At 34.0% G+C, this 23120-nt stretch carries 23 protein-coding genes; 3 read left to right on the top strand and 20 right to left on the bottom strand.

Annotation, left to right across the window (positions count from 1 at the left end):
- Positions 1-24 precede the first annotated feature (24 nt).
- The 12 genes from HMPREF3264_RS05835 to fdaB all read right to left on the bottom strand — a co-directional run bounded on the left by HMPREF3264_RS05835 (position 25) and on the right by fdaB (position 11764).
- The gene (locus HMPREF3264_RS05835; protein WP_070872404.1) at positions 25-549 is read right to left on the bottom strand and encodes a TIGR01440 family protein; all 525 of its coding nucleotides are present in this window, start codon (positions 547-549) and stop codon (positions 25-27) included.
- A gap of 103 nt (positions 550-652) precedes the next feature.
- Positions 653-1072: a low molecular weight protein arginine phosphatase gene (locus HMPREF3264_RS05830; RefSeq protein ID WP_002445583.1), complete on the bottom strand. Its 420-nt coding sequence runs from the start codon at positions 1070-1072 to the stop codon at positions 653-655.
- Positions 1069-2112, bottom strand: a complete 1044-nt coding sequence (locus tag HMPREF3264_RS05825; RefSeq protein ID WP_070872402.1) for an L-threonylcarbamoyladenylate synthase — start codon at positions 2110-2112, stop codon at positions 1069-1071. The genes HMPREF3264_RS05830 and HMPREF3264_RS05825 overlap by 4 nt, the downstream gene beginning before the upstream one ends.
- A gap of 193 nt (positions 2113-2305) precedes the next feature.
- Positions 2306-3142, bottom strand: a complete 837-nt coding sequence (prmC, locus tag HMPREF3264_RS05820) for a peptide chain release factor N(5)-glutamine methyltransferase (RefSeq protein WP_070872399.1) — start codon at positions 3140-3142, stop codon at positions 2306-2308.
- On the bottom strand, positions 3129-4205 hold the full coding sequence (gene prfA / locus HMPREF3264_RS05815) for a peptide chain release factor 1 (protein ID WP_070872397.1): 1077 nt from the start codon (positions 4203-4205) through the stop codon (positions 3129-3131). The genes prmC and prfA overlap by 14 nt, the downstream gene beginning before the upstream one ends.
- The gene (locus tag HMPREF3264_RS05810; RefSeq protein ID WP_002445587.1) at positions 4205-4804 is read right to left on the bottom strand and encodes a thymidine kinase; all 600 of its coding nucleotides are present in this window, start codon (positions 4802-4804) and stop codon (positions 4205-4207) included. The genes prfA and HMPREF3264_RS05810 overlap by 1 nt, the downstream gene beginning before the upstream one ends.
- Before the next feature lie 227 nt (positions 4805-5031).
- Entirely contained in the window at positions 5032-5289 is a 258-nt protein-coding gene (locus HMPREF3264_RS05805) for a type B 50S ribosomal protein L31 (protein WP_002435494.1), read from the bottom strand.
- A gap of 117 nt (positions 5290-5406) precedes the next feature.
- Positions 5407-6723 (bottom strand): transcription termination factor Rho, encoded by a 1317-nt coding sequence (gene rho / locus HMPREF3264_RS05800; RefSeq protein WP_002445589.1) that lies wholly within the window; start codon positions 6721-6723, stop codon positions 5407-5409.
- Between the two features lie 308 nt (positions 6724-7031).
- Positions 7032-8459 (bottom strand): aldehyde dehydrogenase family protein, encoded by a 1428-nt coding sequence (locus tag HMPREF3264_RS05795; RefSeq protein ID WP_002445591.1) that lies wholly within the window; start codon positions 8457-8459, stop codon positions 7032-7034.
- Between the two features lie 203 nt (positions 8460-8662).
- Entirely contained in the window at positions 8663-8995 is a 333-nt protein-coding gene (locus tag HMPREF3264_RS05790) for a winged helix-turn-helix transcriptional regulator (RefSeq protein ID WP_002445593.1), read from the bottom strand.
- Positions 8996-9084: 89 nt separating this feature from the next.
- Positions 9085-10344, bottom strand: coding sequence for a UDP-N-acetylglucosamine 1-carboxyvinyltransferase (locus HMPREF3264_RS05785; protein ID WP_070872395.1), 1260 nt, complete (start codon positions 10342-10344; stop codon positions 9085-9087).
- Between the two features lie 559 nt (positions 10345-10903).
- Positions 10904-11764 carry a class IIb fructose-bisphosphate aldolase FdaB gene (gene fdaB / locus HMPREF3264_RS05780; RefSeq protein ID WP_037541862.1) on the bottom strand — a complete coding sequence of 287 codons (861 nt, stop codon included), beginning with the start codon at positions 11762-11764 and terminating at the stop codon, positions 10904-10906.
- 220 nt (positions 11765-11984) lie between these two features.
- Here fdaB and HMPREF3264_RS05775 point away from each other — a divergent pair, with 220 nt between their 5' ends.
- Positions 11985-12506, top strand: a complete 522-nt coding sequence (locus HMPREF3264_RS05775; protein ID WP_070872393.1) for a DUF2529 family protein — start codon at positions 11985-11987, stop codon at positions 12504-12506.
- 90 nt (positions 12507-12596) lie between these two features.
- Here HMPREF3264_RS05775 and HMPREF3264_RS05770 read toward each other — a convergent pair whose 3' ends face one another.
- The 3 genes from HMPREF3264_RS05770 to HMPREF3264_RS05760 all read right to left on the bottom strand — a co-directional run bounded on the left by HMPREF3264_RS05770 (position 12597) and on the right by HMPREF3264_RS05760 (position 16168).
- On the bottom strand, positions 12597-14204 hold the full coding sequence (locus HMPREF3264_RS05770) for a CTP synthase (protein WP_037541863.1): 1608 nt from the start codon (positions 14202-14204) through the stop codon (positions 12597-12599).
- Between the two features lie 456 nt (positions 14205-14660).
- On the bottom strand, positions 14661-15197 hold the full coding sequence (gene rpoE, locus HMPREF3264_RS05765; RefSeq protein WP_037541864.1) for a DNA-directed RNA polymerase subunit delta: 537 nt from the start codon (positions 15195-15197) through the stop codon (positions 14661-14663).
- A gap of 110 nt (positions 15198-15307) precedes the next feature.
- Positions 15308-16168 carry a GNAT family N-acetyltransferase gene (locus HMPREF3264_RS05760; RefSeq protein WP_002445602.1) on the bottom strand — a complete coding sequence of 287 codons (861 nt, stop codon included), beginning with the start codon at positions 16166-16168 and terminating at the stop codon, positions 15308-15310.
- A gap of 261 nt (positions 16169-16429) precedes the next feature.
- Between HMPREF3264_RS05760 and coaW the strand changes: the two genes are divergently transcribed.
- Complete coding sequence (gene coaW / locus HMPREF3264_RS05755) at positions 16430-17227, top strand: type II pantothenate kinase (protein ID WP_070872391.1); 798 nt, start codon at positions 16430-16432, stop codon at positions 17225-17227.
- A gap of 90 nt (positions 17228-17317) precedes the next feature.
- Here coaW and HMPREF3264_RS05750 read toward each other — a convergent pair whose 3' ends face one another.
- From HMPREF3264_RS05750 to HMPREF3264_RS05740, 3 genes are all read right to left on the bottom strand, one after another.
- Entirely contained in the window at positions 17318-17983 is a 666-nt protein-coding gene (locus tag HMPREF3264_RS05750; RefSeq protein WP_002445604.1) for a DUF2750 domain-containing protein, read from the bottom strand.
- A gap of 172 nt (positions 17984-18155) precedes the next feature.
- Positions 18156-19346 carry an L-aspartate--L-methionine ligase LdmS gene (locus tag HMPREF3264_RS05745; protein WP_070872452.1) on the bottom strand — a complete coding sequence of 397 codons (1191 nt, stop codon included), beginning with the start codon at positions 19344-19346 and terminating at the stop codon, positions 18156-18158.
- Entirely contained in the window at positions 19346-20530 is a 1185-nt protein-coding gene (locus tag HMPREF3264_RS05740; RefSeq protein ID WP_037541866.1) for a M20 family metallopeptidase, read from the bottom strand. Before HMPREF3264_RS05740 ends, HMPREF3264_RS05745 begins: the two co-directional genes overlap by 1 nt.
- A gap of 350 nt (positions 20531-20880) precedes the next feature.
- Here HMPREF3264_RS05740 and HMPREF3264_RS05735 point away from each other — a divergent pair, with 350 nt between their 5' ends.
- Entirely contained in the window at positions 20881-21351 is a 471-nt protein-coding gene (locus HMPREF3264_RS05735; protein WP_037541867.1) for an S-ribosylhomocysteine lyase, read from the top strand.
- A gap of 219 nt (positions 21352-21570) precedes the next feature.
- Here HMPREF3264_RS05735 and HMPREF3264_RS05730 read toward each other — a convergent pair whose 3' ends face one another.
- Together HMPREF3264_RS05730 and deoB are read right to left on the bottom strand one after the other, a co-directional pair.
- The gene (locus tag HMPREF3264_RS05730) at positions 21571-21921 is read right to left on the bottom strand and encodes a DoxX family protein (protein ID WP_002445608.1); all 351 of its coding nucleotides are present in this window, start codon (positions 21919-21921) and stop codon (positions 21571-21573) included.
- On the bottom strand, positions 21918-23108 hold the full coding sequence (deoB, locus tag HMPREF3264_RS05725) for a phosphopentomutase (RefSeq protein ID WP_002445609.1): 1191 nt from the start codon (positions 23106-23108) through the stop codon (positions 21918-21920). Before deoB ends, HMPREF3264_RS05730 begins: the two co-directional genes overlap by 4 nt.
- Positions 23109-23120 lie beyond the last annotated feature (12 nt).

Below are 23120 nucleotides of genomic sequence, written 5' to 3'. Positions count from 1 at the left end.
AAAAAATCCCCTTCTTCCTTGATATTAATGATATTTAGCACGTTCGCCACCAATTTTCTTAGGTCTTGATGTTGCTATGGTAACGATAGCTTCTCCAACTTGTTTAACACTTGTTCTAACTGGAACACAAACATGTTTAATATGCATACCAATTAATGTTTGACCAATATCTATACCTTTTGGAACAGTAATATGTTCTACTACGATTGGATCTTTCATATGTTGATAAGCATAAGTGGATAAACTTCCACCTGCATGTACATCTGGAACAACAGTAACTTCTTCCATAGTCAGTGGGTTGAAATTTGTGCTTTCCATTGTAATCGCCCTATTGATATGTTCACATCCTTGAAAGACAAACGACACGCCTGTATCCTTTTCAATTTGTTTCAATGCTTCAAAAATTTCTTTAGCAATATCCATTGATCCCACTGAACCAATTCTTTCACCAATCACTTCTGAAGTTGAACATCCAATGATACACAATTCGCCTTTCTTAAAGAACGACATATCTTTTAGTTCGTCAAGCAGTTTTTGTAAATCACGCATTTGAACCCACCCCTTTGTATAAAATAAAAAGGAACATAGCAAACTTGCTATACTCCCTAATTATAACTTATTTAAAGCCTAACATATACTAATTATATATAATTTAATCCCGAGTGGTTTTCATTTTCTTAACTAAATCGTAAATCTTGTGATACGTTTGTTCATAAACTTCGGCAGGAGCTCCATAAGGATCTGCAATTTCACCATTAACATTGACGTATTCATTGAGTGTATAAACATTTGAATGCTGACCATATTGTGCCATAATCAATTCTTTATGAGATTTAGACATCGTTAAAATTAAATCCGCTTCTAAATCATCTATGCCTAACTGTTGGGCATTCGTAGGTTCAGGCAAATGATGATCATGAATAAGTTGTAACGATGCTTCTGAAATAGCTTGTCCATCCATCGCAAATAATCCACGTGATTGAATATCATCATTTGGCAATAACTTTTTAGCAATACTTTCTGCCAATGGACTACGACATGTATTTCCTGTACATACAAATATGATTTTCATAGCGTATCACCTTTAATTATTTCATTACCTGCTGCTTTGAGCATTCTATTCATAATTGCCTCAGATTGATCCTTTTTTTCAAATCCGAAAATAAAAGCACGTTGAATGTCACTAGATCGATCTATTGAATGCAAGATGCTATATAAATTGTGGTTAGCAGTTTTAATATCTTGAGCATTCTTACATAAAGAAATGAACTGTGCACTTTCCGGTAGTAAAGATTTCATACTTTCAGGAAAAATAAAAGCAGTATCTTTCCATTTCTCATTATTATCAATTTTATGATTTAAATTTTCAATAATTGTAAGAGGAGTATCTGGCGAATAATGTTTATATTTCATACCTGGCGCAATAGGCTTTTCATTTTCAGTAAAATGAATATCTTGCACACTTTCTGGTAAGACTTTCTCAATCATCTCTTTCGTTACTGAGCCTGGACGTGCAATGCGAAATGGAAACTGCGTGCAATCAAGAACTGTACTTTCGAGTCCTTCTTCACTTTGATCACCGTTTACAATACCGTCAATTTTATGATTTAAGTCATGAAACACATGGTCAAATGTCGTAGGTGATGGGCGACCACTTAAGTTAGCACTTGGTGCAGCAATGGGTTCATCTATAACTTGAAGTAACGCTCTTCCTATTTTATGACTAGGCATACGAACAGCAATGGAATTCAATCCCCCCGTTACTGTTTCACATAAATAACCTGATTTTAGCGGTAAAATAAAGGAAATAGGCCCAGGCCAAAATGCATCCATTAGTTTTGAAACACGTTCATCAACATGTTCAACAAAATTATCCAGTTGCTTTCTATGATGTACATGAACAATTAAAGGATTGTCAGAAGGTCGACCCTTAGCTTCATAAATCTTTTTAACTGCTTCTTCATCTTTTGCATTTGCACCTAACCCATATACCGTCTCCGTTGGAATTGCTACTAATCCACCTTTAATCACGGTATCTTTGATATCATTTATATATGGATATTGATGTAAGTTATCTTTAAAGGCCCGAACATCCCAAATGTGAGTTTCCATTTTCTTCACCTCTTTCTAATTTATATCATGTACGGAAAAAAGAGTGGAACTTAATTCAGTTAGTCGTTTGTTGAATTTAAAGTCCCACCCATCTTATATTTATAATCATTATATTAGTAACACAACATATGGTTAAACATTTTTTATTTATTGAAACCACGATTAAATATACACTTAACAATTGAAAGTTGAATTACCATTTAATAGATACGATACGCTGATGCCCATTAATGTCTCGTATCACTTCTACGTTTTTGTTTGGATACATTGTTGTCACGATCGACTTCAATTTTTCACCTTGATTATAACCAATTTCAAAAACAACATGTCCATTTTCATTCATTACTTGTGGTAAATCTTTTAAGATGTCCTCGTAAATAGCATAGCCTTTATTTTCAGCAAAAAGTGCATGGTGAGGTTCAAATTGAAGTACCGTATCATCCATGTCTTTAGATTCCGCTTCATCAATATAAGGAGGATTCGAAACTAAGCCATCCACTTTAATCCCCTTCTCAATTAATGGCTTTAACGCATTTCCTTGAAGAAAGTGAATATCTTGTTGATGGGTATCCGCATTGTTTCTAGCCACATTTAAAGTATCTTCATATAAATCTGTAGCATAGACATCTAAATCGGGGCGAAGCAATTTCAGAGTGATTGCAATTGCTCCACTACCTGTTCCTATATCTACTACACCATCTTTATTACGACATAATTTAAGAAAATGAAGCATCACTTCTTCTGTTTCCGGACGTGGGATAAGACAGTTAGCATCAACTTTAAACTTATATCCATAAAATGATTGAAAACCTACAATATATTGAATCGGTTCTCCTTTCAACATTCTATGTAGCGCTAAATCAAATTTCGAAATATCATCCTGTGACATTAATTCTTGACTATGAATAAGATAATCTGTCCTAGACCATTGAAAAACATCTAAGAATAACCATTCTGCTCTACTTTGTTCATATCCTTTATCTAAAGTGAGTTGGATAGCTTCTTCAAGCTTTTCTCTATAATTCACCATTATTTAATTCTTTCAATTTCTCAGTTTGTTCAGAAAGTGTGAGCGCGTCGATAATCTCATCTAAATGTCCTTCCATGATTTGGCCGAGCTTTTGCAGTGTTAAACCAATACGGTGGTCAGTCACACGACTTTGTGGGTAATTATAAGTTCTAATACGTTCAGAACGGTCCCCTGTCCCTACTGCCGACTTTCTTTGAGATGCATATTTTTGTTGCTCTTCTTGTAATTTCATATCATATAAACGTGCTTTCAACACTTTCATTGCTTTTTCACGGTTTTGAATTTGAGATTTCTCAGAAGATGTCGCAATTACACCCGTTGGTAAGTGAGTAATACGGACAGCTGAGTCAGTTGTATTTACGTGCTGACCACCCGCACCACTTGAACGATACGTATCAATTTTCAAGTCTTCATTGCGTATTTCAATTTCAACATCCTCTACTTCAGGTAGAACTGCTACTGTAGCAGTAGATGTATGAATACGACCGCCTGATTCTGTTTCTGGTACACGTTGCACACGATGTGCCCCATTTTCAAATTTCAATTTACTATATGCGCCACTACCAGATACTGAAAAACTGATTTCTTTATAACCACCATGATCACTTTCTGATGCTTCGACTATTTCAGTCTTAAAGCCATTTGCTTCGGCATATTTAGAGTACATTCTCATTAAATCTCCGGCAAAAATAGCTGCCTCATCTCCTCCAGCAGCAGCACGAATCTCAACGATAACGTCTTTTTCATCATTTGGATCTTTAGGTATTAATAAAATTTTCAGTTCTTCTTCCATTTCTGGTAATTCATTTTTTAATGCAGCACTTTCTTCTTTAAGCATCTCTACTTCTTCTTTATCAGAAGTTTCTCTTAACATTTCTTCGATATCTTCTAATTCTTCTTTTTTCGATTTATAACTACGATAAACATCTACCGTTTTCTGTAAATCTGCTTGTTCTTTAGAATACTTTCTTAATTTATCTGAATCATTGACAACATCAGGGTCACTTAACATTTCATTTAATTGCTCATATCGCTCTTCAACTATATCTAATTGATCAAACACTACATTTCCTCCTTCTCATTTTCACTTGGAGCCACAATATGATGCGCTCTACAACGTGGTTCGTAACTTTCATTCGCCCCAACTAATATAATTGGATCATCAATTTTAGCTGGTTCACCATTGATTAATCGTTGCGTACGGCTTGATGGTGAGCCACAAACGGCACATACCGCTTGCAGTTTAGTTACCTGTTCACTTACCGCTAATAACTTTGGCATAGGTTCAAATGGTTCTCCCCTAAAATCCATATCAAGACCTGCTACAACAACTCTATGACCATTTTCAGCAAGTTGTTCTGCTATATTGACAATCTCATCATCAAAGAATTGCACTTCATCTATACCGATAATATCTACATTGTGTAAATCTTGATTTAAAATTTCTCTAGCCGTAGAAATATTTATCGCTTCAATCTCATTACCATCATGGGAGACGACCTTTTCTTTATGGTAACGATCATCAATTGCCGGTTTGAACACGACTACTTTCTGTTTCGCATAAATCCCACGTCTTAATCGACGTATTAACTCCTCGGATTTACCACTAAACATACTTCCAGTAATAGTTTCAATCCATCCGGAATGGTACGTTTCATACATTGAGAGTTCCACCTTTTTTCAAAACATAATCGCTTAATTATATCATATTTTTTATGTAGTTAAATGCATTTTCAAAGTATTATTCTAAATTAAGCAATGATACTCACTTATTACAAACAATTTAGGAACTTAACTCTCAACCCTCATTTATTGTAACGAAAATATCCAAAATAAAAAACTGTCTACAATCCCATAATAATGGATACGTAGACAGTTGAAATTCAAAATTAGTTGTTGTTTGATTTGAAACCAAACTTTTTGTTGAAGCGTTCCACACGACCATCCGCAGCAGCGAATTTTTGACGGCCAGTATAGAATGGATGTGAATCAGAAGATACGTCTAAACGAATAACTGGGTATTCATTTCCATCTTCCCATTCCATAGTTTCTGAAGATGTTTTAGTAGAACCACTTAAGAATTTAAAGTTTGTAGTTGTATCTAAAAAGATAACTTTGTGGTATTCAGGATGAATTCCTTGTTTCATTTCTTTCAGCTCCTTTGCCCTGAACCATCTGGAACAGAGTTATTTGTGAGTTTTTTACCCAATACTGTGTAATTATAATAGGAATCAATTTAAAACGCAACCCTTTATCAATATTCGTTAGATAATTGGTTTACCTGTTTTCGTGCTTTCTTCGGCTGATTTTTGTAATTGAGTGAAAAATTCTTTATTATTTTTCGAGCGTTTTAATTTTCGGATGAAGCGTTCTGTAAAATCAGTAGAGTCTGTAAATAAATTACGTAATTGCCATAATGAATCGAGTTCGGCTTTCGAAATAAGTAATTCTTCTTTACGCGTAGAACTTCTACCAATATCAATGGCTGGGAATATTCTACGTTCTGATAATTTACGATCAAGATGAAGTTCCATGTTTCCTGTACCTTTGAATTCTTCGTAAATCATATCATCCATTCTTGATCCAGTTTCAACAAGTGCTGTAGCTAAAATAGTTAAGCTTCCCCCTGCTTCAATATTTCTCGCTGCACCGAAAAAGGCTTTCGGTTTATGAAGAGATGCTGGATCTAAACCACCAGATAATGTTCGACCACTTGGTGGAATAACAAGGTTGTATGCACGAGCTAGGCGTGTAATTGAATCCATTAAGATGATGACATCTTCACCAATTTCAACCAAACGCTTGGCACGCTCTAGTAATAATTCAGCTACCTTAACGTGATGTTCTGGCGGCTCATCGAATGTAGAATGTACAACTTCCGCAGATTCAACAGATCTTTCAATATCTGTCACTTCTTCTGGACGCTCACCTACAAGTAAAATAAAGAGTTTTGCTTCTGGTTTATTCGCTGCAATCGCATTTGCAATTTCTTTTAATAAACTTGTTTTACCAGCTTTAGGCGGAGCTACGATTAACCCACGTTGACCTAAACCAATCGGCGTCACTAAATCCATAATACGAGTAGAATAATTAGTTGGAGCTGTTTCTAATAAGATTCTTTCTTCAGGATATAGAGGTGTTAACGCTTGGAAGTGAGGACGTTTTTTTACTTCTTCTGCATTCTGATCATTAACAAAGTCAACTTGGAGTAATCCATAATATTTCTCATTATCTTTAGGCTTACGGACTTTACCAGTTACTTTATCGCCACGTTTAATTTCAAAACGTCGAATTTGGCTGGCAGAAATATAAATATCTTTCTCACCTTTAGAATAGTTGACTGTTCTAAGGAAACCATATCCATCTTGTTGTATATCATCCAAGATACCTTCCATGTAGTAATTGCCATCTTTCTCCATTTGAGCTTCCATGATGGCTAAAACTAATTCTTTTTTATTTAATTTACTATAATTCGTCAATTTTAAAGATTTGGCTTTTTGAGTGAGCTCTTTAGTAGTATTGTTCTTGTAAAGTTCGTGGAAAGATTCATACTGAGGAGACGTTCGTTCTCTTTCAGGCATAGACTTGCACCCATTTCGTTATTTTTTATGTTGCGAGGCTCTGACATATTAAACGTTTTTAGTAGGTTTTGATGAAAAGTTTCAAAATTTAACCTTGCGAAAACATTTTTAACTTTTATAAAAACAAAGCAAAGTTAACTACTTTTTCACGTTCATATGTGTCTTAACCTTCTAAATACTAGAATAACTATAGCAAATTTTCATTTTAATTACAAAATGAATTTAGAAAATATAACAATAAAAACAAAACACGGAACTAAAATAGTTCCGTGCATCGTTTAATTGCAAGATTTAATCTATTTATTCAATTATTTAAAATATCCAGCAATTGATTTAACTTCTAAGAATTCTTCAATACCATAATCGCCCCATTCGCGACCTAAACCTGATTGTTTATAGCCACCAAATGGTAGGTCTGGTTTTCTGCCAGCTTCATTGATTTCAATTGTACCTGCTTCTACTGAACGTGCTACTTTGCGTAATGTGTCTTGATCTTTACCGATAACATATCCGGCTAAACCATATTTAGTATCATTCGCAATTTCAATGGCTTCATCTAAATCGTTATAAGTGATTACAGACATTACAGGGCCAAAGATTTCTTCTTGAGCAATAGTCATTTGATTGTCCACATTGATGAAAATAGTTGGACGAGCGAAGTAACCTTGATCTAATCCTTCTGGTTTGCCAGGACCACCGTAGAAGAGTTCAGCACCTTCGTTAACACCTTTATCAATATAATCTTGAACTTGGTCGAATTGTTTTTTACTAATAATTGGACCAACTTGTGTGCCTTCTTCTCTAGGATTACCAACTTTAACTTGACTAAATTGTTCTTTCACTGCAGTTAAGAAATCTTCTTTAATGCTTTCAGGAACTAGTACACGTGTACCTGCAGTACAAACTTGTCCAGTATTGTTGACAACCTTGCCAGTTGTCGCTTTAGCAGCTTCTTGAATATCAACATCATCTAATACGATGTAAGGTGATTTACCACCTAATTCAAGAGATACTTTTTTGAAATCTTTTGCTGCTTTTTCCATAATTTTAGAACCTGTAGGGCCAGAACCAGTAAATGACATCATTCTTACTTTAGGATGTTCACTTAATGGATTACCTACACCTTCACCATCACCATTTACTAAGTTGAATACACCTTTAGGCACACCAACTTTGTCGAAGATTTCAGCTAAGATAATTGCCGCAAATGGTGTTTCTTCAGAAGGTTTTAACACGACTGGACTACCTGCCGCAAATGCTGCAGCTAATTTCAATGATGTTTGGTTAGTTGGGAAGTTCCATGGTGTTACTAATCCAGCTACCCCGATTGCTTCTTTAACTACTAAGTCATCACCACGTTGTTCTTCAAATTCAAAGTTATCTAGCGCATCTCTTGCAGCTGTAAAATGATCTAATCCCATTTGGTAATGTACATTTTCAGAAACGGATAATGGTGAACCAAGTTCATCAGTAATTGCTTCAATGATATCTTCTTTTCTATTTTCATACTCTTTTACAATTCTATCTAGTAAATCTCTTCTCTCTTCAACAGAGCTATGACGGAATTGTACATAAACGCTATCAGCAGCTTCTACTGCTTTATTGACGTCATCTGCATTACCTTTTGCTACAGAACCCATCACTTCTTCAGTTGCAGGATTGATTACGTCTATTGTTTCGCCACTCGCACTATCAACCCATTCGCCGTTAATATATTGTTTAGTGAAATTTCTCATATTCAATATTCACTCCTTCGAAATAGTTATATATATTAAATATCCTTTGAAAGCCTACTTTAAACATCAATATAATTGGAAATAAATTGAGCGTTATTTATTTTCCGTTTAGTAACTATAAACGAAATGCCCTTTATTGCACAAAAAAATTGCCTACAAAGTTGAACTCTGTAAGCAATTTCTGACTAAATATTTACTTAGATTTATTTTGAAGCATTTGTTTCTAATTCGACATATTTTTGTGCCCATTCTTCCATAGGCTTCAATGCTTCTGCTAATGCATGTCCTTTATCAGTCAATTCATACACAATTTCTATAGGACTTGAAGAAATAATTTTCTTTTCAACAAGATTCCATTCTCCTAAGTCAGTTAATTTTAAACTTAAAGCTCTAGGAGTAATTGTTTTTAAATCTCTTTTCATATCGGAAAAGTGAGCAGAATGACTTTCACATCTAGATAAATAGTTAATAATAAGTCCATTCCAACTGCGACCGACAATTTTGAAGGTTTCTTCAAGATATGGACAGATTTCCATTTGCCTCACCTCATATTAAATATGCTCATAATTGTAGGCATGTATCTTTTGTCTCCCAATTATTAGTATAAATAGTATATCACAAAATCTTAAATTTCTTCAGTCCAAATATCTGCACCGAGTGATTTCAAGTGTTCAACGATATTAGTATACCCTCTATAAATATGTTTTACGTTGAAAATAGTAGTTACACCTTCAGCAATTAAACCAGCCGTAATCAAGCATGCGCCTGCACGAAGGTCACTTGCATAAACTTCTGCACCCTTTAAGTGAGATGGTTTAATTGTTGCAGTGCCTTCATCAGAATAAATATTAGCTCCCATATGTTTGAGTTCTTCCACATGTTTAAATCTTGCTGGATAAATCGTATCCGTTACAAAAGAAGGACCGTTCGTCATAAATAATAGAGGTGTAATTGGTTGTTGAAGATCCGTAGCAAAACCTGGATAAACTAAAGTTTTAATATCTACATTCTTATATGGCGCTTGTTTACGAATAATTGCTTTCTCGTCTTCAATTTGGATGTCGACACCAAGTTCTCTTAATTTTACCGTTAAAGCTTCTACATGCTTAGGTACGATGTTATTTAATGTCACTTCTTCACCCATTGCAGCAGCCATACACATATATGAACCCGCTTCAATTCTATCAGGGATGATTTGGTATTCTGTACCATTCAATGTTTCAACGCCTGTAATTTTTATTGTAGTAGTACCTGCACCTTTAATATTAGCACCCATACTCATTAAGAAATTTGCAACATCTACAACTTCAGGTTCTTTAGCGGCATTTTCAATGATAGTTTGACCTTTAGCATGAACTGCTGCAAGCATAATATTAATCGTAGCACCTACACTGACCATATCTAAGAAAATATTAGCTCCCTTTAATTCTTTAGCTTCTATCTTCATAGATGTGTCACTCGATTCATCTATTTCTGCGCCTAATGCTTTAAACCCTTTAATATGTTGGTCTATTGGACGAGGCCCTAATGGACATCCTCCTGGTAAACCAATTACACACTTTTTGAAGCGTCCAAGCATTGCGCCCATCATATAGTATGAAGCACGAAGCGACTCAACTTTATTGTTAGGTAAAGGTGCATTTTCTATTTCAGTAGTATCTACTTCTAATTCTTTACCATTTAATTTCGTTTTAATATTCAAATCTTCTAACAAACTCACTAAAGTTTTGACATCAGAGATTTGAGGAAGACCATCCAACTTTACATGTCCTTGAGCTAATAAAGTTGCGGGGATAATAGCAACAGCGCTATTTTTCGCACCACTAATTTCTACTTCTCCTTTTAGTGTTTGTCCACCTCTTATTTTTATTACCTCTTGAACCATACGATTTGTCTCCTTTGTTTCCTTCTTTTTTAAAATTTCACATTATTAGCATTATAAAATAATTTTACTTTGTTTGTAAAATACTTCAATTCTTAGCTACAGAAAATGATTTATTTGAAAAATTATTATACTTAACGTCATTAATTCGTGTTCTACTTAATTCAAGTTTACATCGATATTAAATTATTACCTCTTCTACAATAATTTAATCGTTAAAATTGTGTATATGTATGAAATAAATATTGTTTCATTTTAATTAATATCTGTTTAAACGTTTGAAGTGTATATTTATAATTGAATTTCTGATTTTAGTATAGCATAAAAAAGACCATTGAAAGCATCGTTTCAATGGTCTCACACTGTAGGCAAACCCTTTCACTCATCGTCGTCTTATGCATGCCTAGCTCATTTACTAGTAGTAAAATCCCGTCGTTATGCATTTCGACTCCTTGATTGGCAAGAGTTTTCTATCAGTCTGCTTAATTAATTTTACTTTGTTTGAGAAACTAAGCCCATTGAAAGCATCGTTTCAATGGTCTTAGAGCGATATGATATAAAATTATTTAGCGCGGTTAGATGTACCGAATTCTTTAATTTTACCTTTTACAGTTTCTTTAATTGCTTCACGTGCTGGTCCTAAATATTTACGTGGATCGTAAACATCTTTATCGTTATTTAATACATCACGAACAGCTTTAGCTGAAGCAATTTGGTTTTCAGTGTTTACATTAATTTTCGCAGTACCGTAAGGAATTGCTTTTTGAATGTCTTTAGTTGGGATACCTGTACCACCGTGTAATACTAATGGTAATCCAGTAGAAGCACCAATTTCTTCCATTTCTTTAAAGCCTAATTTAGGTTCACCTTTATATGGTCCATGAACTGAACCTAATGCAGGTGCTAAAGTATCGATACCAGTTTTTTCAACTAATTCTTGACATTCTTTAGGATCTGCATAGATTACGCCGTCAGCAACAACGTCATCTTCTTGTCCCCCAACTGTACCTAATTCAGCTTCTACAGAAACGCCTCTTTCATGTGCGTATTCAACTACTTTAGATGTGATTTCAACATTTTCTTCAAATGGGCTATGAGAAGCATCAATCATAACTGAAGTGAATCCAGCGTCAATTGCTTCTTTACATTTTTCGAAACTTGAACCATGGTCTAAATGAATCGCCACTGGAACAGTAATATTTAAATCATGAATTAATCCCTCAACCATTTTAACTACTGTATAGAAACCACTCATATAACGAGCAGCACCTTCAGAAACACCTAAGATTACTGGTGCATTTTCTTCTTGTGACGCTTCTAAAATAGCTTGTGTAAACTCAAGGTTATTTAAGTTGTATTGACCAACTGCATAACCATTTTCTTTCGCATCAATTAACATTTCTTTCATTGAAACTAAAGGCATGAAAGTTCCTCCTTGAGTGCATCTGTGCACGTATTTTTTCAACATCATTATATCAAAAATACATAGTGAATGCATGCGAATACTTTATTTAAAATTAATAATTTTCACAATCCTTAACTTTTCAACAATTGCAAACGCATACAAGATTACAATTACTCACATATTGCATAACCTACTCGTATTATTTACAATATTTTAATGAAAAGAATGGAGGAACAACATGTCAAAAATTCTTAATACACAATTGACAGGCATATTTAATAGACTCGAAAAACAAGCATTAGATATTCAAATGGCAGCACAATGTTTAATGCAAGCTATCGGAGGCGAAGGCTATGTATACATAAAAGGATATGGCGATTTAAAATTTTATGAAGCATTTGTGTTAGATAGTGAGGAAAAGCTTGATTCAAGTCGTTCTCTTGAACGCTTAAATTCATATGAAGAGATAGATTCGACTGATCGGGTATTCTTATTTGCGCCATTTTATACTGAAGAAGTGGAAAAAGATGTTCAACGTTTAATTGACTTAGATGTTGATTTCGTATTGGTATGTAACAATCCTAAGCGTGATGATTTTCCGAAGCATCTGATGCATTATGTGAATTTATCTACACCTAGACCTATTGTTTATACTGAAGATTACGATAAAATTGTTCAACCTCATCCAATGGCATTCAATTACATATATTATGAAATCTATACGCAAATGATAGAAATGACACGAGATTTAGAATTATAAATTGCAATTTAAAACTTAAATAGGCAAAGAAAACGGAGATTGCTATGACATCAGAATAGCGATCTCCGTTTTTATATGTTTTACAAATATTTATTGTTGTTGGTATTTAAATGAAGCTTCAATAAATGATTTGAATATTGGTTGTGGACGGTTAGGTCTTGATAAGAATTCTGGGTGGAATTGACATGCGATGAAGAAATCATTTTCAGGAATTTCAACAATTTCTACAAGTCGTCCATCTGGGCTTGTACCTGAGAAGACCATACCATTTTCTTCTATTTGTTCTCTAAATTCATTGTTAAATTCATAACGATGACGATGACGTTCTTCGATATCATTTTCAGAGTAAATTGATTCGGCAAGTGTGCCTTCTTTAATATGACATGGATATAAACCAAGACGAAGTGTACCACCTAAATCTTCGATATCTTTCTGTTCAGGTAATAAATCGATAATTGGATAAGGTGTGCTTGGGTCTAGTTCGGCTGAATGTGCGCCTTCTAAACCTAATACGTTACGTGCATACTCTACCGTTGCTAATTGCATACCTAAACAGATACCAAAGAATGGAACATTGTTCTCACGAGCATATTTAATTGCAGAAATTTTACCTTCACTAGCACGGAAACCGAAACCACCAGGTACTAAGATACCATCAACATCTGATAAGTAACTTTCAACATTATCATCAGTAACTTCACTAGAATCAATCCATTTTACTACTACATCTTTCTTAAGTGGATAACCCGCATGTTTAAGTGATTCGACTACTGATAAGTATGCATCTTGTAAACTTACGTATTTACCTACTAAACCGATTGTAATTTTACCGTCAAGATTATTCACTGTATTTAAAAGATGTTCCCATTCATCTAGTTGTGTTTCATACTTCGCATTTAACTGAAGACGTTGAATAACAATATCGTCCATATCTTGTTTGCTAAGTTGTAACGGAATCTCATAAAGAGAATCTGCGTCACGACATTCAATAACACTTTCTTTATTGATATCGCAGAATAATGCAATTTTATCTTTCAAGTCTTGAGTCATTTCATATTCTGTTCTTACTACAATTAAATCTGGTTGAATACCTAAACCACGTAATTCCTTAACACTGTGTTGTGTAGGCTTAGTCTTCATTTCTCCAGCTGCTTTAATATAAGGTAATAATGTACAATGCACGTACATGACATTTTCACGGCCTAAATCACTTCTAATTTGACGGATTGCTTCTAAGAAAGGTAGTGATTCTATGTCACCTGTCGTACCACCAATTTCAGTAATAACGACATCTGCATTTGTGCTTTCTCCTGCTAATAATAATCTTTCTTTAATTTCATTTGTTATATGTGGAATAACTTGTACTGTTCCACCTAAATAGTCGCCTCTACGCTCTTTCTTTAATACATGAGAATATACTTTCCCAGCAGTTACGTTTGAATATTTATTTAAATTAATATCAATAAATCGCTCATAGTGACCCAAGTCTAAGTCTGTTTCTGCTCCATCATCTGTAACAAATACTTCACCATGTTGATATGGACTCATTGTACCTGGGTCCACATTTAAATATGGATCAAATTTTTGAATTGTAACTTTAAGCCCTCTATCTTTGAGCAATCTACCGAGAGAAGCGGCTGTGATTCCTTTTCCTAATGATGAGACTACTCCGCCTGTTACAAAAATAAATTTTGTCATTGTCTGACCTCCTGTAAAATTTAGGGTTGCTACCTCGTAGTTGAAATAATATTTAAAACTGTGAGTAACATGACATCCTTTTATGTAAAACATATAAATGTTTTAAAGTTACTCTACAATTCTGTTCACTTTTAATATTGAGTTATTTGAAAAAACAAAAAAACGCTCCCTCTCACAACAATTGTAAGGGGGAGCGTATCTACTTAATACACGTGTCCTAATTAAAGGAGCCCGAATAAAATTCTATCATCTTTTAACTAAAAATAAAAGTCCCATTTTTTAATCTAGACTGTAGAGATACCTTTTAAAATTAAGCTAGATTATCAATACTCCGTATTAAAATTAAGAATAAATCTTTTTGTACCAGCTTTCTTATGACACATGCATAAATCATATGTGTTCGTACTCCACTTTGTGTCTAACTCATTTACTAATAATTAAATCAAAGAATGTGAATTAGTCGTTGAAGTCTTCTTCGTCTTCGAACTCTTCTTCTTCCTCTTCTGCCATGTCATCGTCTTCATCTTCTTCAATAACGATGTCAGAATCGTTGATTTCTTCTTCTACATCCTCATCTTCAGGATCATTTAATGTTTCTTGATCGTCAGTTTCAGCAGGAATATCATCGTCATCATCGATGTCATCCTCACCTAATAATTTAAGATTTTTATCTTCTTCATCATCGTCATCAAGAATATCAAATTTTTGAATCGTAGGTGCGATTTTCTCTTCAATATCATCAACTGAATACCAGTCACGAAGTCCCCATTGATTCTCTCCAACGTTTAAGAAACGTCCATCAGTATTAAGGTCAGTGTAGAATTGAACAACACGTGTTTCAATGTCTTCGTATTCATATCCACCTAAAGATTTAAATTCATCAATGATATCGTATAAGTTCATTGTTGTTTGTTTATCATTTAATAAAGTGTAAGCCATATCGATAAATGACTTCTCATCTACCATTTCTTTCGTGTAATCTTGAATTTTCATTAAAAAATACTTCCTTTCAAAGGATTTTTCTCTTATTAACGTCAAATTTTCATTAACTAATATTAACAAAAATAAATTATAAATGACAACATGTGATTTCGCAATCACAACTAATAGTTTATGTATTTTTCAAATAGTACATAATCTTCAGCTTCTTCAATGACTACAAAATTACTATTTACACATAAAGGTTTCAATTCATTATGTTCACCATATAAAGTGATTGCCAAAACTTTAATACTATCAAAGTTTTTACGAATATACGTTGGCAGTTGGCGAAGTGCACTTTCAGCAATACCTTCATTTCTGTGTTCTTTATTGACTTCAATTGCAGAAATTCTCATTCTATTTTCGATTTGCTCTACAGCGATAAATCCAACTTTTTCTTTATCTTTAAGTAAGTTAATTACATGAATATTTGCTTCTTCTGATGTTTCACTTTCAACTAATCGAAGTGAAGACACATGTTTAGAATCTAAATCTAAGTAGTAAAGACGCTCTTTACCGATTGGTCCTTCCTCTTTGGTTGCCGTATGCATGAAACCAGCACGCTCATAAACATTCCATGCTCCTTTATTTTCCGCATCTACGACAAGATACAAATGATTAAAATCTGGGAACAATTCTTGCACATACTGTGGTAAAAACATCATCATCTTTGTGCCATAACCATGACCTTGAAATTTCTCATTCACTGACAATGAACGAACATATACGACATTTTCTGGTGTATCATAACCTTCATGTTGATAAAATTGATGCAAAACAAAGAATCCCACGACTTCCCCATGTTGATTCATAGCGATATTAGCTACTCTATTGTCATCATTTAAAGCGTCATCTAAAACATCTTTCGGTAGTGAAGAATAAATTTGTTGTCTTTCACTTAACTCAAACTCTTGTACTGCTTCGCGATACTTTTCCTCGAAGACTTGAACTATAATATCTTCAAACTCTTTTTTGATAAACATATGATTAATCCCCTATTCATTAGTTACACTATTAATTATATATGAATTAAATATCGATTACTATTTAAGATTGTAGAAATTTACTGATTTGACAAGGATTGATTTACTTTACCCTTTTACAAAAAAGATTCTTACAATGTCCATACCCTATTAAAGTAAATTAACAACCATAAAGTGATTTTTAATTAAATTGCACTTGTTTTTCAAAAATTTTAATATACTATTATGAGTGACGTATTTTTGATGTGGAGTGATAATCATATGAAGGTCGGTATTGATGCCGGGGGCACTTTAATAAAGATTGTTCAAGAACAAAATGATAAACGTTCATACAGAACAGAATTAACTACAAATATAGAGAAAGTGATTGATTGGTTAAATCATGAAACAATCGACTCACTTCATTTAACTGGTGGTAATGCTGGTGTTATTGCAGAAAGTATTACGATTCCAGCTCAAACTTTTGTGGAATTTGACGCTTCCTCAAAAGGGCTAGGTATTCTTTTGAAAGAGCAAGGACATCATCTTGAAAATTATATATTTGCAAATGTTGGTACAGGGACTTCACTGCATTACTTTGATGGTAAAGATCAACAACGTGTAGGTGGCGTCGGAACTGGAGGCGGTATGATACAAGGGCTAGGTTACCTGTTATCAAACTTAACTGATTACACTGAATTAACTAATTTAGCACAAGGTGGCTGTCGAGATTCGATTGATTTGAAGGTCAAACATATTTATAAAGATACTGAACCACCGATTTCTGGCGATTTAACTGCTGCAAACTTTGGAAATGTCCTACATCATCTAGATGAGAATTTTTCTTCAGCGGATAAACTTGCTTCTGTTATTGGTGTCGTCGGTGAAGTAATTACAACGATGGCTATTACATTAGCTCGTGAATATCACACTGAGAATGTAGTCTACATCGGCTCATCTTTTAATAATAATCATTTATTACGAGAAGTCATTGAAGATTACACTGTTTTAAGAGGATTTAAACCTTATTATATTGAACATGGCGCGTTTTCAGGCGCATTAGGTGCAATCTACCTCTAACTCATATTCATAAAAAAGAGCAAGGTATAGAAATCATCTTACTAAAAATTAGATTTCTACCTTGCTCCTATTTTTTATACTTATCATATTTTAAAAAGTAATTTCATTAGAAAGTTTCTGTGCTGATAATACAGTACCTACAACCCCAGGTTTTAAATCTACAGCTACTGCTTTATCATCATCACGTAACTTATCTAACCATTCACCAAATACTTTACCTTCAATTTCGATAATTTCGCATTCTTCAAAATCTTCGTCTCGCACTTTACGTGCACGATTTTTAATGCTCCATACCGGCATAATATGAGGTTTATGATGGTCATCATCACTAATCATAATAAAGTTTTTCTCGCCTTTATTAGTTAAACCATATACTTCATCATATTTAGCTACATCTTTTACAAATTCTTTCATTCTAATTTCATCGAGTTCTGACATTAATTCGTCAGTCATTTTGACAACATCCACTAAATGACCTTGTTCTTCTTCAGTAATATTTACTAGAATTTCATCCCCGTTATCAAACAAATCATCCATTTCATATGTGACAAAACGGTCGATATCCGCACGGACAATTTTGTCAAACTCAACAGAATTTTGAGATAAATAAGACTCTGCTACAGATTCGTCCGTCCACATCGCAATATAGGATTGATTATTTTGATTTAATCTTACTAATTTCTTATTTTTTGAAGCAAAATAAATATATTCGTTGATTAAAATATCTTTGAAAAATGCTTCATGTTTATATGACATGCTTAACCCTCAATTCATTAGTTATTCGTATCGTTTACAATCAAAATCTTAAATGACTTAGAATTGTTAGTCAATTATGCAAAATATAAACATTTCAAGAATTTAATATCTGAATATTAAGAAAATAATAAATCGAAAGATAATCATTTTAAATCAAGCATCATACTATTTTCTATAAACCTAGTTCTTTGATAAACGCTTTTTCATGCTTTATAATATCTGACCTATTCGCGCCATGCCATATACATCCGAATCGAGAATTCACTTCATCTTTACCATACCAATCGCCATCATAATAAGATAAAGGATATAATACACCTTTTTCAACATATTTAAGAATCGTGTTAAAGAAATGTGTGTTATCTCCTTTTGAAAAATAACTATAAAATTTGTGATATCCATCAGTTAAGTCATTAGCAAGTAATAGCATACTTGTCGAACCATTTTGCCTAAAATTCAAATCAATCGCAAAAACATCGTCATTTTTATCTACAAGTAAATCAAAACCAGCAACACCAAAGAAGCCTTTACTTACGCCTATTTCCATGATTTCTCTGCCAGCGTCAATCACATGTTGCGGAACATCAGTCACATTTTCGTTGCCGTTATAAAAGCCATAATCATTGGTCAGTTGTTGTGCTGTTCCTAAATATTGTAACCCTAGCTCATCCGAGTAAGCATATTGAACGCAATAATTATTTACTGCTTCAATCTTTTGTTCAATAATTAATTGTTCTGTGGCTTCAGTAGCTTCTTTAATACGTGTTTTCGCCTTTTCTAAATCTTCATCGTTATAACAAATCATCACGCCATACCCACCGGCTGTAGGTAAATCATCACCGGGTTTAATTACAAATGGATATAACCATGATTGGATACGCGTTTCAAATTCTTCTATAGGTACAATGTCTCTTTTAGGTACATATTTATAATTAGTCCATTCAGGAATTCGAGATTTATTATTTAGAGCTACAAAGATATCCTTGTCTAATGCGTAAAACTCTTTCTCTAAGATATCTTCATCATGAATATATTGAAAATAAATCTTTTTCCCTTTTTCATGTGCGAGTTGTTTAATTAATGCTTCATACGTTTCTTTATTCTTAAATTTATATATATGTTCAGGTATTTGTTTCCCAACCAATTTAAATAATTGTTCTAATTTCTCAGTAACACTTGCCTCATGCACAATAACTGGGAACTGATTTGCGATAAGCAATTCTCTTCCCGTTAAAAAGTTTGATTGATGTTCATCAGGTTTTAACCACGGATTGGAAATATATGAAGGCCTGGATGTATATACTACATCGTCATTGTATAGATCACTCAGTGTTAACATAGGTCCTTTCACTTTTTCATTCATCATTTAACATGCCCCTTTTTATGAGTATGTTCTTCAACTATTTCATTGAACAACTGCTCATTTTCAATTAATTCTAAGCCCATTAAAGCTAAGATTTTAGCCCCTCTTATCAATGCCTGATCCCCATGTACACTTGCTGCCGCTTCTCTAAAGCGATGCGTATGGCCCACTAAATTTCCAGAACCTATTTTAATGTGCGGATGAATCGTAGGCACGATGTGACTTACATTACCCGTATCTGTCGAACCATAACCAAAATCGTCATCGATGACATCTTCGCCCATTTCAATTGCAAATTTTTCAAATAAATCATCGAGCTTTGGTGACTTAATAAACTCATTCACCCCATTTTGAATTGGGCCAAATTCATAATCGCAACCCGTTTGAATTGCTGCACCTCGTGCAATTTGATTAACCTTTTCAGTTAAAATATCTAATTCTTTACGCGTCGTGGCTCTCGTGTAAAAACGAGCATGTGTAAAGTCAGGAATAATATTTGCAGCTTTACCACCATCTAAAATAACACCATGCACGCGTTGGCTCTTTTTAATATGCTGTCTTAGTTGCGCCACACCATTAAAATAGGAAATCATAGCATCTAAAGCATTCAGTGCTTCGTCTGCATTTTCAGAAGCATGGGCACTGCGTCCATAAAATTTAACATCCAATACATCTACAGCAAGCGTATTGATTGTACGATATGTTTCATTACCAGGATGCACCATAAGCGCAACATCTATATCATCAATGATACCTGCTTTCACATAAGAGGCTTTCGCCGAACCGTTCTCGCCACCCTCTTCCGCTGGACAACCTAACACCACAACTTTGCCACCTATATCATCGATGACTTGTTTTAAAGCTGTACCTCCTAACACACTTGCAGTACCTATAATATTATGACCACATGCATGCCCGAGACCCGGTAAAGCATCATATTCTGCTAAAAAGCCGATTGTAGGCCCCGGCTTATTGGAATCATAAGAAGCGATAAAACCTGTCGCATGACCAGCGATATCTGTTTCAATTTCAAACTCATAAGCTCTTAAAATGTCGATTAATGTTCTTGAAGCAAAAATTTCTTCATTTCCTAATTCAGGGCGTTCATGAATACGATGACTGATTTCGACATAATCATATTTTTTATTTTCAATAAAATCTAAAATCTCTTGTTTAGCACTCATTGTATCTAACTCCCTTTGAAACATTGCCATCTCATCATTTTTGCTTCACATTGATTAAGATGAAAAGCATTGATAGATTTCTTATATAATTAAACGATATACATTTTAGATAAACCTTATTGTGAAGATTTATGGCTTTGCCATTGTGACTTCAATTTAATTATTACTTATTCTATCGGATTAAATTAGCGTTGTCATTACTTTTAATTATATTTACACAATTTTCTTACAATTCAATTTCCAACTTTGTCTCGATATTTTTCAAAATTGTAAATCATGAAAAGGATTGTTACAATCTAACTATTGAATTGAACAATATGTTGCGTATTCGCAATAAGGAGGATTATGAAATGCCTAAAATGAACGTTGAAAGTTTTAATTTGGATCATACAAAAGTCGTTGCCCCATTCATTCGTTTGGCTGGTACGATGGAAGGTTTAAACGGGGATGTCATTCATAAATATGATATTCGTTTCAAACAACCTAACAAAGAACATATGGAAATGCCTGGTTTACATTCATTAGAACATTTAATGGCTGAAAATATTAGAAATCATACAGACAAAGTAGTAGATTTAAGTCCTATGGGTTGTCAAACAGGCTTCTATGTATCATTTATTAATCATGATGATTATGAAGATGTTTTAAATATTGTTGAAAAAACTTTAAACGATGTCTTAAATGCGACTGAAGTTCCAGCATGTAATGAAGTACAATGCGGTTGGGCTGCAAGTCATTCATTAGAAGGTGCAAAAGAAATCGCTCAAGCTTTTTTAGACAAACGTGAACAATGGAATGATATTTACGGCGAAGGAAAATAATTAATTCAATCAACTTAAATAAACCTCTAGACTAACTTTTATTACAAGGTTAATCTAGAGGCTTTTTATTTGTAAATATCAAACATATTGGCAGAAGATGACTGGATTTATAGTACGCTTAAATCAAACTTCCCTTAATAAATAAAAAATAGCTATGAAGAAATCTATCGTCATAGATCTCCACATAGCTCATCTTAGTATATTTACCGAGTGGCTTAATTATAATTTTTTAACAATACCCATCAATACAAATTGTAATGGCAATCTTAAATAAAGCGCCCATTTAGGGACCTCTTTGTCACCTAATGGCAATTCTTTTCGAGCCATGTAAATATTTGCTGGAAATACTGCTAATAAGAATAAATTAATACCTTTTTTCAACCAATTCGCTGGTCTTTTAAGCACTAACATCACACCAAAGAAGATTTCGAAAACACCTGTCACAAGTACAGCTGTCTTTTGTAATGGTAAGTAATCTGGAACAATATTTCTAAATTGACGTTCATTTGTAAAGTGAAGAACGCCTGCTGTTCCAAATCCTAAGCCTAATAGAAATCTTAACAATTTCATTCGTGTTCAACTCCCATTTCTTTTAAATAACTTTTACCGTATTCTGGTAGTTCTACGTTGAAGTTATCTGCAATTGTAGCACCAATTGAACTGAATGTCGTGTCTTGTGATAGTTCGTGATATTCATTAATTTTCGGACTAAACATTAATACTGGGATATATTCACGTGTATGGTCTGTACCATCAGCGATTGGATCATTACCGTGGTCCGCTGTAATAATCACTAAATCATCCTCTTGTAAATGATCAATTAATTCAGGTAAACGATTATCAAAATCTTTGATCGCTTGTGCGTACCCTTCTTTATCTCGACGATGACCATATAGCGCATCGAAATCGACTAAATTCAAGAAACTGATACCAGTAAAGTCTTTTTTAACCACTTCGATAAGTTGATCCATGCCATCCATATTATTTTTAGTACGAATCGCCTCTGTCACACCTTCGCCATCGTAAATGTCATTAATTTTACCAATAGCAATGACATCGTAATGATTATCTTTCAATGAATTCATGACTGTTTTTCCAAAAGGTTTTAACGCATAATCATGGCGATTAGATGTACGAGTGAAATTCCCTGGTTCACCCACATATGGTCTTGCGATAATACGACCAATTAAATATTTAGGGTCTTTCGTTAACTCGCGGACCTTTTCGCAAATATCATACAATTCTTCTAATGGGATGATATCTTCATGGGCAGCTATCTGTAACACAGGGTCTGCACTTGTATAGACGATTAAATCCCCTGTCTCCATTTGATGCTTGCCCCACTCATCAATAATTTGTGTGCCTGAAGCTGGACGGTTTGCTACAACTTTACGTCCCGTCATTGCTTCAATTTCTTTAACTAATTCATCTGGAAAGCCATCAGGATAAACTTTAAATGGTTGCATAATATTTAGACCCATAATTTCCCAATGTCCAGTCATCGTATCTTTACCAACTGAAGCTTCGCTCAATTTAGTATAAAATGCGCCAGGTTTATCAACCTTTGAAATTACTGGTAAAGTATCGATATTCCCTAAACCTAATCTTTGAAGATTAGGAAGATCTTGGTTAAATCCTTCTAGTGTATGCTTTAACGTATGTGAACCTTCATCATTGAAGGCAACTGCATCTGGACCTTCACCAATACCCACTGAATCCATGACGATAAGATGAATTCGATTAAACGCTGTAGTCATTCTTTACATCTC

This window comes from Staphylococcus sp. HMSC62A08 (assembly GCF_001839105.1).
GTDB lineage: Bacteria > Bacillota > Bacilli > Staphylococcales > Staphylococcaceae > Staphylococcus > Staphylococcus caprae.
The sequence above is the reverse complement of the archived record's forward strand: the minus strand, read 5'-3'. Positions and strand labels throughout refer to the sequence as shown.

What these genes read in the sequence shown, in the direction of transcription:
- rpoE (WP_037541864.1), bottom strand. Translation starts at nt 15,197, where the DNA reads ATGAAAATTCAAGATTACACGAAAGAAATGGTAGATGAGAAGTCATTT.
- HMPREF3264_RS05825 (WP_070872402.1), bottom strand. Translation starts at nt 2,112, where the DNA reads ATGGAAACTCACATTTGGGATGTTCGGGCCTTTAAAGATAACTTACAT.
- fdaB (WP_037541862.1), bottom strand. Translation starts at nt 11,764, where the DNA reads ATGCCTTTAGTTTCAATGAAAGAAATGTTAATTGATGCGAAAGAAAAT.
- HMPREF3264_RS05785 (WP_070872395.1), bottom strand. Translation starts at nt 10,344, where the DNA reads ATGGTTCAAGAGGTAATAAAAATAAGAGGTGGACAAACACTAAAAGGA.
- deoB (WP_002445609.1), bottom strand. Translation starts at nt 23,108, where the DNA reads ATGACTACAGCGTTTAATCGAATTCATCTTATCGTCATGGATTCAGTG.
- prmC (WP_070872399.1), bottom strand. Translation starts at nt 3,142, where the DNA reads ATGGTGAATTATAGAGAAAAGCTTGAAGAAGCTATCCAACTCACTTTA.
- HMPREF3264_RS05745 (WP_070872452.1), bottom strand. Translation starts at nt 19,346, where the DNA reads ATGAATGAAAAAGTGAAAGGACCTATGTTAACACTGAGTGATCTATAC.
- rho (WP_002445589.1), bottom strand. Translation starts at nt 6,723, where the DNA reads ATGCCTGAAAGAGAACGAACGTCTCCTCAGTATGAATCTTTCCACGAA.
- HMPREF3264_RS05790 (WP_002445593.1), bottom strand. Translation starts at nt 8,995, where the DNA reads ATGGAAATCTGTCCATATCTTGAAGAAACCTTCAAAATTGTCGGTCGC.
- HMPREF3264_RS05775 (WP_070872393.1), top strand. Translation starts at nt 11,985, where the DNA reads ATGTCAAAAATTCTTAATACACAATTGACAGGCATATTTAATAGACTC.
- HMPREF3264_RS05795 (WP_002445591.1), bottom strand. Translation starts at nt 8,459, where the DNA reads ATGAGAAATTTCACTAAACAATATATTAACGGCGAATGGGTTGATAGT.
- HMPREF3264_RS05805 (WP_002435494.1), bottom strand. Translation starts at nt 5,289, where the DNA reads ATGAAACAAGGAATTCATCCTGAATACCACAAAGTTATCTTTTTAGAT.
- HMPREF3264_RS05835 (WP_070872404.1), bottom strand. Translation starts at nt 549, where the DNA reads ATGCGTGATTTACAAAAACTGCTTGACGAACTAAAAGATATGTCGTTC.
- HMPREF3264_RS05830 (WP_002445583.1), bottom strand. Translation starts at nt 1,072, where the DNA reads ATGAAAATCATATTTGTATGTACAGGAAATACATGTCGTAGTCCATTG.
- HMPREF3264_RS05735 (WP_037541867.1), top strand. Translation starts at nt 20,881, where the DNA reads ATGCCTAAAATGAACGTTGAAAGTTTTAATTTGGATCATACAAAAGTC.
- HMPREF3264_RS05760 (WP_002445602.1), bottom strand. Translation starts at nt 16,168, where the DNA reads ATGTTTATCAAAAAAGAGTTTGAAGATATTATAGTTCAAGTCTTCGAG.
- HMPREF3264_RS05770 (WP_037541863.1), bottom strand. Translation starts at nt 14,204, where the DNA reads ATGACAAAATTTATTTTTGTAACAGGCGGAGTAGTCTCATCATTAGGA.
- coaW (WP_070872391.1), top strand. Translation starts at nt 16,430, where the DNA reads ATGAAGGTCGGTATTGATGCCGGGGGCACTTTAATAAAGATTGTTCAA.
- HMPREF3264_RS05730 (WP_002445608.1), bottom strand. Translation starts at nt 21,921, where the DNA reads ATGAAATTGTTAAGATTTCTATTAGGCTTAGGATTTGGAACAGCAGGC.
- HMPREF3264_RS05810 (WP_002445587.1), bottom strand. Translation starts at nt 4,804, where the DNA reads ATGTATGAAACGTACCATTCCGGATGGATTGAAACTATTACTGGAAGT.
- HMPREF3264_RS05740 (WP_037541866.1), bottom strand. Translation starts at nt 20,530, where the DNA reads ATGAGTGCTAAACAAGAGATTTTAGATTTTATTGAAAATAAAAAATAT.
- HMPREF3264_RS05750 (WP_002445604.1), bottom strand. Translation starts at nt 17,983, where the DNA reads ATGTCATATAAACATGAAGCATTTTTCAAAGATATTTTAATCAACGAA.